General features: G+C 68.4%; 8 protein-coding genes and 1 pseudogene. 2 read left to right on the forward strand and 7 right to left on the reverse strand.

Annotated features, from left to right (window positions below; translation table 11 throughout):
• Positions 1–26 precede the first annotated feature (26 nt).
• Complete coding sequence (gene nagA, locus QM721_RS01320) at positions 27–1,169, forward strand: N-acetylglucosamine-6-phosphate deacetylase (protein ID WP_415118216.1); 1,143 nt, start codon at positions 27–29, stop codon at positions 1,167–1,169.
• Positions 1,170–1,607: 438 nt separating this feature from the next.
• Here the strand turns inward: nagA and QM721_RS01325 are convergent, their stop codons facing one another.
• Positions 1,608–3,722 carry a YhgE/Pip domain-containing protein gene (locus tag QM721_RS01325; RefSeq protein WP_415118218.1) on the reverse strand — a complete coding sequence of 705 codons (2,115 nt, stop codon included), beginning with the start codon at positions 3,720–3,722 and terminating at the stop codon, positions 1,608–1,610.
• The gene (locus QM721_RS01330) at positions 3,715–6,369 is read right to left on the reverse strand and encodes an MMPL family transporter (RefSeq protein ID WP_415118220.1); all 2,655 of its coding nucleotides are present in this window, start codon (positions 6,367–6,369) and stop codon (positions 3,715–3,717) included. Before QM721_RS01330 ends, QM721_RS01325 begins: the two co-directional genes overlap by 8 nt.
• 94 nt (positions 6,370–6,463) lie before the next feature.
• Between QM721_RS01330 and QM721_RS01335 the strand changes: the two genes are divergently transcribed.
• A complete protein-coding gene (locus QM721_RS01335; protein WP_415118222.1) occupies positions 6,464–7,141 on the forward strand; it encodes a TetR/AcrR family transcriptional regulator in 678 nt (225 codons plus the stop codon).
• Between the two features lie 87 nt (positions 7,142–7,228).
• On the opposite strand, the gene QM721_RS01340 is transcribed toward QM721_RS01335, so the two are convergent.
• From QM721_RS01340 to QM721_RS01360, 5 genes and pseudogenes are all read right to left on the reverse strand, one after another.
• A complete protein-coding gene (locus QM721_RS01340; protein WP_415118224.1) occupies positions 7,229–8,155 on the reverse strand; it encodes an endonuclease domain-containing protein in 927 nt (308 codons plus the stop codon).
• A gap of 880 nt (positions 8,156–9,035) precedes the next feature.
• Positions 9,036–9,767: pseudogene (locus QM721_RS01345) on the reverse strand (mannosyltransferase family protein); the annotation flags it as partial.
• Positions 9,755–11,110, reverse strand: coding sequence for a glycosyltransferase family 87 protein (locus tag QM721_RS01350; protein WP_415118226.1), 1,356 nt, complete (start codon positions 11,108–11,110; stop codon positions 9,755–9,757). The pseudogene QM721_RS01345 and the gene QM721_RS01350, both read right to left, overlap by 13 nt.
• Positions 11,107–13,227, reverse strand: a complete 2,121-nt coding sequence (locus tag QM721_RS01355) for a transglycosylase domain-containing protein (protein WP_415118228.1) — start codon at positions 13,225–13,227, stop codon at positions 11,107–11,109. Before QM721_RS01355 ends, QM721_RS01350 begins: the two co-directional genes overlap by 4 nt.
• On the reverse strand, positions 13,220–13,636 hold the full coding sequence (locus QM721_RS01360) for a DUF5318 family protein (protein ID WP_415118230.1): 417 nt from the start codon (positions 13,634–13,636) through the stop codon (positions 13,220–13,222). The genes QM721_RS01355 and QM721_RS01360 overlap by 8 nt, the downstream gene beginning before the upstream one ends.
• Positions 13,637–13,901 lie beyond the last annotated feature (265 nt).

Raw genomic sequence — 13,901 nt, forward strand, 5'->3', positions numbered from 1 at the left:
CGTCGGCTGAGGGAGAGGATTCACCCATGTTGATCACCGCTGAGCGGATCGTCACCGGCACCGGGGTGTTGAGCCCGGGCTGGCTGGAGGTCACCGGCACCGTGGTCACCGGGCTGGGCTCAGGACTGGGCGCGGGGGTGCCTGCGGGCACCCCCACCCACGCGCTAGGAGCGGTCACCGTGGTGCCCGGCTTCGTCGACATGCACACCCACGGCGGCGGCTCCGGAGCCTTCCCGGACGCGACCGCAGCGAGTTCGCTGGCCAGCCGCGACCTGCACCGGAAGCACGGCACCACCACCATGATCGCCTCGCTGGTGTCCGCGCATCCGGCGGAACTGCTGCGGCAGGTAGCGGTGCTGGCCGAGCAGGTGCAGGACGGACTGCTGGCCGGCATTCACCTGGAGGGGCCGTGGCTATCGGCCCAGCGCTGCGGGGCGCACGAGCCCACCGCGCTGCGCGACCCGGAGCCGTCCGAGATCGACCGGGTGTTCGCCGCCGGGAAGGGCACCATCCGGATGGTCACCATCGCCCCCGAGCTGCATGGCGCGCTGCCGGCGATCCGGCGCATCTCGGACGCCGGCGCGGTCGCCGCGATCGGCCACACCGACGCCTCCTACGAACAGACGCGGGCCGGCATCAAGGCGGGGGCACGGGCAGCGACCCACCTGTTCAACGCGATGCGCCCGCTGCATCACCGCGATCCCGGCCCGATCACCGCCCTGGTCGAGGATCCCCGGGTGACCATCGAACTGATCAACGACGGCGTCCACCTGCACCCGGCGCTGTACCGCAACGTGACCAGGTGGGTCGGCCCCGACCGGGTCGCACTGATCACCGACGCCATGGCAGCGGCCGGCATGTCCGACGGCGCCTACACCCTGGGCGCCCTCGACGTGGACGTGACCGACGGCGTCGCCCGGGTGGCCGGCACCACCACCATCGCCGGCAGCACCGCCACCATGGACCTGGTCTTTCGCAACGCCGTGCTGAGCTGCGGCCTCGACCGCGAACCGGCACTGCAGTTGGCCGTGAGGCAGGCGAGTGTGAATCCCGCTCGCGCCCTGGGCCTGACCGCCGGCGACCTGGCGGTGGGCGGCCCCGCCGACCTCGTCGTCCTGGACGACGACCTGCAGGTCACCGGCGTGCTGTACCGCGGCACCTGGGTCTGACACCCGCGGGGACGGTTCCGCCTGGTTCAGGGGACGGTTCCGCTTGGTTCAAGGGACGGTTCCGCCTGGTTCAAGGGACGGTTCCGGATGGTTCAAGGGACGGTTCCGCCTGGTTCAAGGGACGGTTCCGGATGGTTCAAGGGACGGTTCCGCCTGGTTCAAGGGACGGTTCCGGAGCACTCCGCTTGAGGTCTCGACAAGCTCGACCAGCGAAAAATCAGCGTCTCCCCAACTCAACGAACGCCGGGTCCACCGATCGGCGGCTCTCTCGACGTTGCCGAGACCAGGGAGGTGCTCGACATCTACTCCGGAGAGAGCGCGGGCACGAGCCGAGCGATGTCTACCGCTCGCGCACCGGCACGCGCGGGACCGACCCCGTTGGTCGAGTCTGTCGACATCCAGCCAGGGTCTCGACAGGCTCGACCAACGGTGGCCTGCTCAGGCCAGCGCGCTCAGCTCGGCCAGCCGGACGCTTCGCCGCCGCAGCACCGCCGCCGTACTCACACCCAGCGCGACAACCGCCCACCCGAGCAGGGTGAACACCGCCGGGGCCGCCCCGGTGGCGTCGGTGATGATCGCCCGCAGGCCATCGAGTGCCGGGCTGACCGGTGAGACCGGACGAAGGGTGTCGAACACCCCGGGCACCGCACTGGTCACCGCGCTCACCGTGGTGAGCACCGCGAAAGCGATCGAGACCAGCCGTCCCGCATTGCCGAACCAGGCCGCCAAAGCGTGGTTGACCAGCACGAACGCCACCCCGGCGAGCACGAGAAACCCGGCCAGTGCCGTCGCCTTGGGCAGTGCCAGGCCCAGCACCGCGGCAGCGATGCCGGTGAGCACGATCGCCTGGGCCGCGGCCACGATCACCCCGGGCAGCAGGGCCCGGCCGATCAACGTGGCGGTCGGCGCGGTGGACAGGGCGAGCCGCGAGTCCAGCGGCCTGATCACCGCGAAGGTGGCCAGCGCCCCCAGCCACAGGGCCAGCGCGATCAGCAGGCTGACCCACGACACGGTCGGGGTGACCACACCGGCGATGCCGTCGGTGCTCACCGGCGCAGCCACCACCGTGGCCAGGTTCTCGCGATCGGCCTTGCTGAAGCTGGGCACCTGATCGGCCCCCTTGGCAAGGCCGTCGGCGAGCTTGCGCGAGCCGTCAGCCAGTTGACCAGAACCATTGGCGGCCTTGCCCAGCCCGGTGTTCAACGCGGAAACCCCGTCGGCAAGCTGATCGGAGCCGTCGGCGAGCTTGCCGATGCCTGCGGTCAGCGCGGGCATGCCGCCGGCCAGTTGCTTGGTGCCGGACGCGAGCTGCGTGCCGCCCGCGATCAGTTGCTTGAGCTGCTTGGTGGTCGTGCTCACGTCCGGCACGGCGTCCTGGAGCTGATCGCTGACCGAACTCATGCCGGACGCGACCGCCGCGGCGGCGCTGATCAGGCTCTCGCCCGATTCGCCGTCTTTGGTGTCCAGACCCTGCGCCGCCTGAGTCAGCGCCTGGGCCGCCCCCTTCAGCGAGCCGACGCAGCCCGCGCCGGCCACGGCCAGGTGCTCGGCATCGGTGTCGACGCCGCAGGCCTGCTTGATCGCGGCGATCGCCGCCGGCCCAGAGGTCGCCGGATCATTCTGCGCATCCGCCAGCAGCTTCGCGATCTGTTTCGCGCCGGCGGCAGCCTGCTCCGCGTTGCTGCTCAGCGCGCTTTGGTAGGTGGTCAGACCGCTGGATACACCGCTGGTCCCTGTGCTGAGTTGCTGCAGTCCGGCGGCGAGCTTGACCTGGCCGGGCAGTGAGTCGATGGTCGTCTGGGCCAGCTTGTTCGCGCCGGCGACGTACTGCGAGACGCCCTCAGACAGCTTCTTGGTCTGCTTCGGCAGCGACGACGTCTTGGACGCCACGGTGCCCAGGCCGTCGGCCAGTTGCCGCGCCCCGGTGGAGAGCTGCCCCGCGCCGTCGGCGGCCGAGCGAATGCCGTCACTGAGCTCGTCGGTGCCGTCGGCCAGCTTGCCGGACGCCTCGGCGACGGTCTGGAACTGCTTGCCGGTGTCGTTGAAGCCGAGGTAGATGCGGTCGAGATAGGCCTTGGTCAGCGTGGCGTTCAGCGAGCGGGACGCGGCGGTGGCCAGCACATTGCCCAGCCAGGTATCCGCCACCCCGGCCACCGGCGAGGTGTGTACCTCGATCGTGGCCTGCTCGGCGGTGGTCGGGTCGTCATTGCCGTACGACGTCGCCGCGCGCGAGAAGTTGCTCGGAATCACCACCACAGCCGCGTACCGGCCGGACGCCAGGCCCGGCCAGGCGTGCGCCTCGTCGGCCAGCACCCAGGTGAAGTTCTGCTCCTTGCTGGTGTCGACCAGATCGGCCGACAACTGCCGGCCCAGCGGAACGAACTGATCGTTCAGGGTGACCCCCTCGTCGAGGTTCACCACGGCGGCCTGCACCTGCTGCAGCCGGTCACCGGCGTTCCAGGTGCCCCACAGAAAGCCTCCGGCGACCAGCACCGGAATCATCACCAGGGCGAGCAGGGTGCGCCACGAAAAGGTGCGGGTGGCTTCAGACATGACTGAGTTCTCCTTGCAGGGTCAACGTGCGATGCGCCGGCGGCAGAACATCTGAGAGGTCGGCGCCGGGAGCGTGGGCGAGCACGGCACAGCCGCCCGCCTCGGTGAGCGTGCGCAGCCGCTCGGCCAGCGCCGCGCGTTCGGGACGGGTGAACAGGTCAGCCTCTTCGACCAGCAGCACCGGGCCGTCGAAGCTGTGAATCGGCGACGGATGGCCGGTGGTCGCCACCGCCGCCAGCAGGCGCACCTCGGAGGCCTGCTCGGGCAGCGCCCGTCCGGCCACCACCAGATCGCCGGCGGTGAGCGGCAGCCGTCCGGACAGCGCCATCAGCAGGGCTCGTCTGGCCGTCGGCTCGCCCTCGACCACCAGCACCTCGCCAGGGTTGACCGCCACGTCGACGCCCTCGAACGCCTCGCCGCAGGCCAGGCCGCGGCCGTAAACCAGATGGCCACCCGCCTCGGGCCAGCTCTGCAGCTTCAGTTGATGGGCCAGGGTCTCGCCCTCGATGTCGACCACCGGCAGCCGCCTGGCGAGCCAGCCGGGCAGCCACCAGGCGTGCCGTCCGAAGAGTTTCATCACCGCCGGCACCAGGGTCATGCGCACCACGAACGCGTCGAGTAGCACGCCGATGGCCAGCGCGAACGCGATCGGCTTGATCGCACCCTCGCCCGAGGGCACGAAGAAGGCGAACACCGCGAACATGATCAGCGCGGCGGCGACCACCACCCGAGCCGAGTGCACGAAGCCGTCCTCGACGTAGCCGGATCGGTTGCCGTGGACAAATTCCTCGCGCATGCGGCTGACCAGAAACACCTCGTAGTCCATGGCCAGGCCGAACAGCACGCCCATCAGAATGATCGGCAAGAAACTGATCACCGGCCCGGGTTCTTCGAGGTTGATCAGTTGCCGGGCGAAGCCCTGATTGAACACCAGCGCGGTGGCTCCGAAGGCGGCTCCCACGCTGAGCAGAAAGCCGATCGCCGCCTTGAGCGGCACCCACAGCGACCGAAACACCAAGGTGAGCAACACCAGCGACAGCCCGACCACGAAGATGGCGAACGGCAACAGGGCGTCGGCGAGTCGTTGCGACACGTCGATCTGGACGGCCGTCGCCCCGGTCACCGAGGTGTCGATGCCGTACTCGTTGAACCAGTGGTCGTGCTGATCACGCAGCCGTTGGACGAGCTCGGCCGTGGCCGGGTCGTCCGGACCGGTGGTCGGGATCACCTGGATCAGCGCGGTGTCAGCGTTCTCGTTCGGGGTGGCCAGCGGCACCAACTGCACCCCCGGCATCGCCTCGATCTCGGCCTTCAGGCCGTCGGTGATCGCCAGCGGGTCGTCCGACTCGACGATCGTGCCGGTCACCACCAGCGGGCCGTTGTAGCCGATCCCGAACTCGCGGCTGACCACGTCGAAGGTGACCCGGTCGCCGTAGCTGGTGGGGTTGCGTCCGGAGTTGGGCAGAGCCAATTGCAGGTCTTTGGCCGGCAGGGCGAGCAAGCCCAGAGCGGCCACCACCACCGCAACGGTGAGCAGCGGCACGGCGGTGACCAGGCGCACCCAGACCCGGCGCAGGTCGAACCGCGGGCCGGCAGCGCGTCGGTTGTTGCCGGGCTTGGCCACCTTGGGCTTCAGCCGGGCGCCGGCGAAGCCGAGCAGAGCGGGCAGCAGGGTCAGGGCGAGCAGCACCTCGACACCCACGCCGACCGCCGAGAACACGCCCATCACGCCCAGGAACGGCACCCCCGAGATCGACAGGCCGACCAGTGCGACGATCACGGTCAACCCGGCGAACACCACCGCCGAACCGGCGGTGGCCACGGCCCGGGCCGTCGACTCCTCGGCTTCGAGGCCCTCGCTGAGCTGGTCGCGGTGACGGCTGACGATGAACAGGGCGTAGTCGATGCCGACCGCCAGCGAGATCATCACCGCGAGCATCAGGCTGGTCGAGTTCACCTCCATCACCCGCGAGGCCACCATGGTGATCTCGACCGCGATGCCCACGCCGATCAGGGCGGTGGCCAGCGGCATGACCGCCGCGATGACCGACCCGAGCACGATCAGCAGCACGATCACGGCCACCACCACGCCGAGACCCTCAATGATGCTCAAGTGCGGAATGTGGGTGCTGAACACCTCACCGCCCAGGTGCACCTCAGAGCCGGGCAGCAGACTGGCAACCTGCTCGGCCTGCTGCTGCAGGCTCTGCTTCTGCACGTCGGTGATGGTGGTCATCGTCACGTTGAGCTGCACGCTGGCGAGCCCGGCGCGTCCGTTGTCGCTGATCAGGCCCGTGACGTGCTCGCTGTAAGGGGTGATCACGTCGTCGACGATCGGCAGGGTCTTGAACGTGTCGAGTGCGTCGACGACCGTGGCCTTGGTAGCCGAATCGGTGAGCGATTGGCCCTCGGGTAGCAGCAAGACCACCTGGGCGGTCGCGGCCGCAGCCGACGGAAAGGTCATCTTCAACTGGTCGAGGGCGACCTGCGAGGAGGCACCGGGAATCTTGAAGCTGTCATTGAATTGCGGGCCACCCGCCAGGGCGACCGAGCCTCCGAGCCCGGCCAGCACCACCAGCCAGACGATCAGCACGCGCAGACCGTGGCGATAGCTTGCCCGCCCGATTCGGTACAGCATCGACGACATCGGCCGTCCCCTCTCGCAGTTTCGATACACAACTGTATTCGATGCAGTATTGTATTCAGTACAAGTCTGTATGCAAACCGCTAGGATGTTCGCGATGACCACGACCCGAGAGGCTCACGGCCGAGCCCGCCGGACGACCCCCGGCGCAATCGCCGCCCGCGAACCCAGCGCCCGCCGCCTGGCGACCCGCGAACGACTGCTGGACGCCGCGGTGGCACTGTTCGCCGAGCGCGGCGTGCTGGGCGCCTCGGTGGAAGAGATCTGCGAACGCGCCGGTTTCACCCGCGGCGCCTTCTACTCGAACTTCGAGTCGAAGAACGAGTTGTGCCTGGACGTGCTGCGGCGCAAGTGCGATCAGCATGTGGCGGCGATGCAGGTGGCGATCGACGTGATTCCCGACGCCTTCGACGGCCAGACCGGCACCGAGCAGTTGATCGCGCAGGCAGTCGGAGTCTTTCTCGAAGCGCAGCCCAAAGAGGTACCCGAGCAGGTCGCGATGATGGAGTTGCGGCTGCACGCGGTGCGTACCCCCGAGTTGCGCGCGGGCTGGCTCGCGGTGCACGACGGCATCTCGTCAGCGGTAAGCGAGCTGCTCGAGATCGCGGCGCGACGGGTCGGCGGACGATTGGCGATGCCTGCGCCGGCGGTGATCGAATTGCTGGGCGCGGTGTATGAGAACACCGTGGTGATGAGCGTGCTGAACGGTGAGCCCCGACCGAACGGCCTGGCCGAGCAGCTCACCACCCTGCTGGAAGCCCTGATCGAGCGCTGAGGCGTCATGGCTCAGCGGCGTCCGAACGCGTGAGATTACGTCACAGTTTGACCTCAGGACGCCTCACCCGCCTCACGGTGCGGCCAACTAAGACGTAGATTCACGCGCCAGCATCGTCCGCACCTGAGCGATCAGCGCATCCGGCTGCTCGGTGAGCTGCTTCCAGGTGTAGCGCAGCACGTGATACCCGCCGATCACCAGCAGGTTCTGCCGCCGACGATCCGACTCGAAGACCTCCGGTTTCGAGTGGACGCCATACCCGTCGAACTCCAGCACCAGTCTCGCCGCCTCGAACAGGATGTCGGGAAAGCAGGTTTGCCCGCCCACAACCAGTTCGGCGTTGGCCACCCAACCGGTGATCCGGTTCCTGCGCAACAACTCCTGCAGCGTGCGCTCACCACCCGACCAGGGGTTGTCGAGGCTGGCGCCGACAATGCGCCGCCGGACGTCCTGTCCGGGGCTGCCGATCAGCAGCGGCACGATCGCCGGCAGGTCCACCGGCCTGACCTTGCCGGCACGCAGAAACTTTTCGATCAGTGCTCCCGAGTCGCGAGCGGACGCCTCCACCGCCAGATAAGCCGCCGAGGGACTGCGCAACCCGTTCACCCGGACGCGGTGGGCGTCCGGCACGCTGCGTCGCACCCAGGTCACCCCGGGGCGCGGGTACCGCGATTGTGCGTGCGCCAACAGCACGGTGTCTTTGGGACCGAACGGCGACTTCGCCAGCGTGCCGCTCAGCGCAGCCACGGCGTCGGTGCCCCACAGCACCGATCCCGAATAGGTGGCGAGTGCCGCGGCGCAGCGCGTGTGCCGATTGGTGAGCAGGTCGACGCTGACGAAGGTGCCCGGCAGCACTCGCGCGATCGACCCGGACTTCACCAGCCGATCGAATGTGAGGCGAGAGGCGAGATGGTCACGTTGGCGAAGCACGCCGCCGTTGCGCTCCATCACCGAGGTGATCATCATCAGGTCGTCGAGGTCGTCCACCACCCCATAGCAGCAGGTCAGAAGCACCCTTCAACCCGTGGGAGGCAGTTATCCACACAAGTCATTCGGAACTTTGGCTGCGAGATTACGTCACCGTTCGCGCTCGCCCTGCCTCGCGAGCGCAACCGGCCGACAACCGTGACGTAATCTCGCGCGGTTTCGGCAGTCTCGACCATGCCGCGCCGGCTCAGCTCGCCCAGCGTCCGGTGAAGAACAGCCACGACCACCAGCACAACACGTAGCAGGCCACGACGAAGCCGGACGTGGTGAGCAGCATGCGCCACCGCCGCCGCGTCGGCGACAGGTTCCAGCCGCCCGACAGCCGCTCACCGATCAGGATGAACAGCGGAAACCACAGCAGCACCGCCCGGTTCACGCTCAGGTACCAGTACGAGCACGAGAACGCCAGCACCTGAATGCCCACCCACGAGGCCTCGGCCCAGCGCTGCCTGCGTAGGCAGACGATCGTGACGATGAGCCCGACTGCCATCGCCGCCAGCTCGCCGCGAAACACCCACGCCCACTCGGGAAAGGCCGGGTAGGCGTTCGACGTGGCCGCCTGCCAGGTGTGCTGCAACGCCACCCAGGGCCAGGTGAAGCCACGCGGCCACCCGGTCGACTGCGCCCGGTACCAGGCGTTCCAGTCGCCGGTCAGGTTGTACAGGTAGGCGATGTAGGCGAACAGGGTGAGCGCCGGAACCGTGAGCCAGGCCAGCGCCCGCACCCGCTGGTCGCGAAACCAGCCGCGCACCACCATCAAAGGGCCGGGCGCAGGCCAACTGGACGGCTGATGGCTGCGAGGGGCTTCCACGGCTGGAAGGGGTCTCGACAAGCTCGACCAACGGAAGCGACTAAACCAGTGCCGCGATCGAAACCACCGCAAAACTGGGAGGTGGCGGAGGGGGTCTCGACTCGAGATGTGGATGGGTCTGGCCGCCGAGGGAGCCTGCGACCGAGGCTGGTTTTCTCGAGTCGAGACCCCCTCCGCCACCGGCCCCCGGGCAGAGAGTCCGGACGGGCTACAGCAACGGGACGAGCTCGACCAACGAACTGCCTGCGACCGCGCCTGCGTCACCGCCAGGATCACCAGCGCCCCCAGCAAGAACAGCCCGGACACCCGCATCGTGCAGGCGATTGCAGCCAGCCCGGCGGCCGCGGGCCAGCGTCCGGCACGAGCGCGTTCCCAGGCCCAGAAGGCTGCGGCACAAAACGGCGCCTCGGTATAGGGAACCATGGTGAAAACCGTGGTGGGCGCCAGCAGCCAGGCCACCGCCGCGAGCGGGCCGCCGAGCCGGAACAGCGCCGCCGCGGCCAGCGCCGAGCAGATCAGGGCCAGCCCCACCCCGGCCCACAGCATCGGCACCCCGAACAGCGAGAACGTCCGCAGCACCAGAGGCCAGCCCGGAAAGAACGCGATGTCGTTGTCGGCCACATAGCCGTGCCTGGCAATGTCGAAGTAATGCTGCACGTCCCAGTTGGCCAGCAAGTCGGCGGCCGAGCGTCCGGTGGTCAGGCCCACCCACAGCGCCACTCCGACCATCAGCAGCCGGGTGATCAGCCAGGTCTGCAGCACCAGGCGGCTGCCGTCGCGCACCACCGGCGCCGCCTGCGGGGTCGGGGCGTAGGTCAGCGCAGCCACGGCACCAGCCGCATCCAGGGTGCGTCCGGGGCGTTGTTGAGTACCCCGCCGTCAGGGTCGTCCAGCCGCGGCTCTTCGGTGGCGTGCCGGCTGTTCCACTGCGGGTTGCGCACCGGGTCGAAGTCGGGTTCGAAGATGTCGCGCACCACCCGGGCGGCGATCCACAACTGCCCGGCGATACGCACCAGCACCGCCGCCACATACAGTCCGTTCCCTCCCGACCCCGACGACAGCGAGCCGTCGATCTGCGCCCAGATGGCGCCGAAGTAGAGTAGTTCGGTCGCGCTCCAGATCAGCCAGTCGCGCCAGCGCGGCCGGGCCAGCACCACGAACGGCAGCAGCCACAGCACGTACTGCGGCGAGTACACCTTGTTGACCACCAGAAACAGCACCATCAGCAGCAGAAACCCCTGCGCCAGCCGCGGCCGTCTCGGCGCCAGCAACAGCAGCAGGCAGATCGCCGCCGTCCCGATCACCATCGTCCAGGTCTGGGCCCCCGACACGTCGTCGACCGTGCGGCCCATCAAGCTCAGCGCGTACCAGATCGAGCCCCAGTCGGCACCACGGTCGACGTTGAAGGTCCAGAAGTAGAGCCAGCCGGACGGGCTGAGCAGGTAGACCGGCAGGTTGACAGCCACCCAACTGCCGACAGCGCCGCCAACGGCCAGCCCGAGCGCCTTGAGCCGTCCGGAGCGCAAGCACAGCACCACCAGCGGCACCACCAGCAGCAGCGGGTACAGCTTGGCCGCGACGCCGAGGCCCCACCAGACCCCCGCCCAGCCTGGACGATTGCGGGCCCAGGCCACGACGCCGAGCGCGGTGAGCGCCAGCACCAGGAAGTCCCAGTTGATCAGGCCGGTGGTCATCACCGCCGGAGCGACGGCGATCATCATGGCGTCCCAGGGCCGCGACAGTTGCAGGTGCGCCCACAACACCACCAAGAACAGGACGAACAGCAACACCGCGTTCACACCCACGAACAGCGCCGCGGCGTGGGCGATGGCCGAATCGGTCACATCGGTGCCAGTCTGCCCGCCCAGAGCGATCGTGATCCGCCGGGCGAGGTCCATCAGGGCACCGGTCAGCACCGGGTATTCGACGTCGGCGGTGATGAACGGAACCTTGCCCTCGGACAGCCCGCGGGCGTAGAACAGCGGGCCGATATCTGAGTAGCACATCGCCTTGTACACCGAGCCGCCCAGTTGGCAGGGCAACTGGCGCAGCATCAGCACCAGATACGACACGGTGCCGGCCAGCATCACCCACGGTTGGGGGTTGAACCAGACTCCGCCGCGCTCGGCCCGGCGGCCCAGACCCCCGCCCAGCACCTGCGCAACGCTCATGTCTGGGTCGCCGTCGGCTTGACGGTGGGTTCTTGCGTGGGCCTGGTGGTCGGTTCCGTCGTCGGCTCGGTGGTCGGCTCGGTCGTGGGCTCGGTGGTCGGTTCGGTGGTGGCGCTCGCGGACGCCTTGGCCGTCTTGGACGGCTTGCTGGTGGTCCGCGGGGCCTTCGGCGTCTGGGTCGAGACACGCCGGGTCGGCCCGTCGAAGGCGATGTCTTCCAGGCCGTCCTGAGCCACGCTCATGTACGACATCCAGGTGCTCAGCGGTGGTCCCGAACCGTAGAAGCCGGCCGGGTAGTAGTCGTTGAGATCGTCGGTGCCCTGGTCGCCGGCCACATACATGACGGCGGTGGCGATCTGCTTGCTCATGCCGACGAACCAGCATGCGGTGGTCTTCGATCCGCCGGCGGCGTCGCGAATGTAGTAGGTTCCGGTCTTGCCCGCGATCGGGAAGCCCATGCTGCCGGCTCGCGCGGCGGTGCCGTCCTGCACCACGTTGGTGAGGGCGTAGGCGACGTCGTTGGCCACGTCGGCATCGATGGCCCGCTCTGCCGTGGTGTCGGCGGTGTATAGGGTGCGACCGGCGGAGTCCTTGACGGTGGCCACAACGTGGGTCTCGATGTGCTCGCCACCGCGCGCGAACGTGGCGTAACCGGTGGCCTGGCTCAGCGGACTCACCTCGGGAATGCCGAGCGGCACCCGGCTGATCGGGTTCCAGCCGGCCGCCTTCGGCAGTCCGGCAGCCTGCGCGAACTCAAGCGTGCTCTCTGGCCCGTCCTCCATCTGCCCCTCCAGGTCGACGAACGCAGTGTTGATCGAGTGGGTGGTGGCCTGCAGCAGGGTGACGGTGCCGTAGTTGCGGTCGCCGGCGTTGCGCACCGGCGTGCTCTCGCCGGGCGGGGTGAATTGCGAGCCGTTCAGCTTGTCGTTGAGGGTGAAGCCCTGATCGAGCGCCGCCCCCAGCGCGTACGGCTTGAACGTCGAACCGGTCGGACGGGCCGTGGTCGCCCAGTTGCGGCTGTCTTTGACGAAGTCCGGCCCGCCGTAGAGGGCGATCACCCCGCCGGTCTCGACGTCGACCGACGCCAGCCCCGCGTGCAGGTTCTTGGCCTTCTTGCCCCCGGTGGCCGCGGTCTGAGCGGTGATCTTCTGGGCGGCCTTCACCGCAGCCTCTTGGGCCGTGACGTCGAAGGTGGTGGTGATCGCAAGCCCGCCGCCGTTGATCTGTTCCTCGGTGAAGCCCTTGGCCTTCAGCTCGTCCTGCACCAGGTTGAGCAGAAAGCCCTTGGGCCCCCCGAACTGCGAATCGCGCTCGACCTCGGGAAACTTCGGCAGGTGCGAGTAGATCTCATTCTTCTGCTCCTCGGTCATCGTGCCCATCTCGACCAGGCCGTTGATCGTGTACTGGTAGCGCTCCAGCAGGTCGGCGGCCTGCTTATCGCCCTTGGCCGGGTCGAGGTTGCCCGGGTTGTTCACCAGCGCGGTCAGCGCGATGGCTTGGGCATCGGTGAGCTTGGCGGCCGGCTTGCCGAAGAACGCCTGGGCGGCGGCCTCGATGCCGTAGGCGCCGCGCCCGAAATACACGGTGTTGAGGTAACCCTCGAGAATCTGCTCCTTGCTCAGCTCGTTGCCCATTTTGGCCGCCAGCAGAATCTCGGTGAATTTGCGGGTGAAGCTCTTCTCCTGGTTCAGGTACAGCACCTTGATGTACTGCTGGGTGATCGTCGAGCCACCCACCAGGTCTTCGCCGCGGGCCACCGAGATCACCGCCCGCACCAGGCCGGACACCGAAATGCCGGGGTCGGTCCAGAAGGTTCGGTTCTCGCCGGCGACGATGGCGTCCTGCACGTTCTGCGGAATCTCGTTCAGCGGCAGGGTTTGGCGGTTCTGAATCTGGTAGCTGCCGAGCTTTTCTTTGCCGTCGGCGAAATAGACGAACGAGGTGTTGGTCTGAAAGTCGGCGTTGGGGTCGGGCAGCTTGACGGTCGCGTAGGCGAAACCGACCAGGCCGGCACCGGCGAGCAGCAACGCCAGAACGGTTACGCCGAGCCAGGTGAAGAACCGGCGCCAGCCGCTCTTCTTCTGCTGTGGTTTCGGGGCGCGCTTGGGGTCAGCCATAGATGTCCTCGACGGTTTTCTGCCGGCGCGGCGGACGACGCTTCACGCCGTCGCCGAGCAGGAACGAACTGGTCATGTGGTTCCAGCCGCAGTCGGTACAGACCTCGACCACGCACACCTTGAACTCACCGAACTCCGACTGCATCGCGTCGAGTTCGGCGGTGGACTTGATCCGCCCCGAGTACTGCCCGAGCTGTTCTCCGAACACGTACTGCAGGTTCACCATGCGGGCCTCGCAGATCGGGCAGCGCTCGGTCGCGTCCTCACCGTGATGCAGGGCAGCCCGAATCAGCATTGGGTCTGCATCGCAGGCGTCCGAGCGCGACAAGGTGCGCGGTGAGCGCCGCAACGCCTGCAGGGTGTTTCGGCGTTGCAGCGCGTAGTCGACCACCTCGCGCTTGGACCACATGGCACCCAGGGTAGTTGGACGCCCCCGACCCGGTCGACGCGCCCGTCCGGCCACCCCCACAGCCCCCGGCCTCCCCCGGCCTCCCCCGGCCGTCCCGGCCGTCCCGCCCGTCCTCAGGGCGACGTTGCTCAGGTTTGGGTTCGTTGCTTGGGTTTGAACCTGTGCAACGAAGCCAAAGCTGAGCAACGTGGGACGGGGGCGGGGGACGGGGGGCGGGGGACGTGCGGGGGGCGGGGGAAGCCGGTAGGCTCGGGCTGCCCGGGCA

This window comes from Micropruina sp. (assembly GCF_047602085.1).
Lineage (GTDB): Bacteria > Actinomycetota > Actinomycetes > Propionibacteriales > Propionibacteriaceae > Micropruina.

Bases quoted from the DNA above. Each gene is read 5' to 3' on its own strand.
- nagA (WP_415118216.1), top strand. From the start codon at position 27: ATGTTGATCACCGCTGAGCGGATCGTCACCGGCACCGGGGTGTTGAGC.
- QM721_RS01325 (WP_415118218.1), bottom strand. From the start codon at position 3,722: ATGTCTGAAGCCACCCGCACCTTTTCGTGGCGCACCCTGCTCGCCCTG.
- QM721_RS01330 (WP_415118220.1), bottom strand. From the start codon at position 6,369: ATGTCGTCGATGCTGTACCGAATCGGGCGGGCAAGCTATCGCCACGGT.
- QM721_RS01335 (WP_415118222.1), top strand. From the start codon at position 6,464: ATGACCACGACCCGAGAGGCTCACGGCCGAGCCCGCCGGACGACCCCC.
- QM721_RS01350 (WP_415118226.1), bottom strand. From the start codon at position 11,110: ATGAGCGTTGCGCAGGTGCTGGGCGGGGGTCTGGGCCGCCGGGCCGAG.
- QM721_RS01355 (WP_415118228.1), bottom strand. From the start codon at position 13,227: ATGGCTGACCCCAAGCGCGCCCCGAAACCACAGCAGAAGAAGAGCGGC.
- QM721_RS01360 (WP_415118230.1), bottom strand. From the start codon at position 13,636: ATGTGGTCCAAGCGCGAGGTGGTCGACTACGCGCTGCAACGCCGAAAC.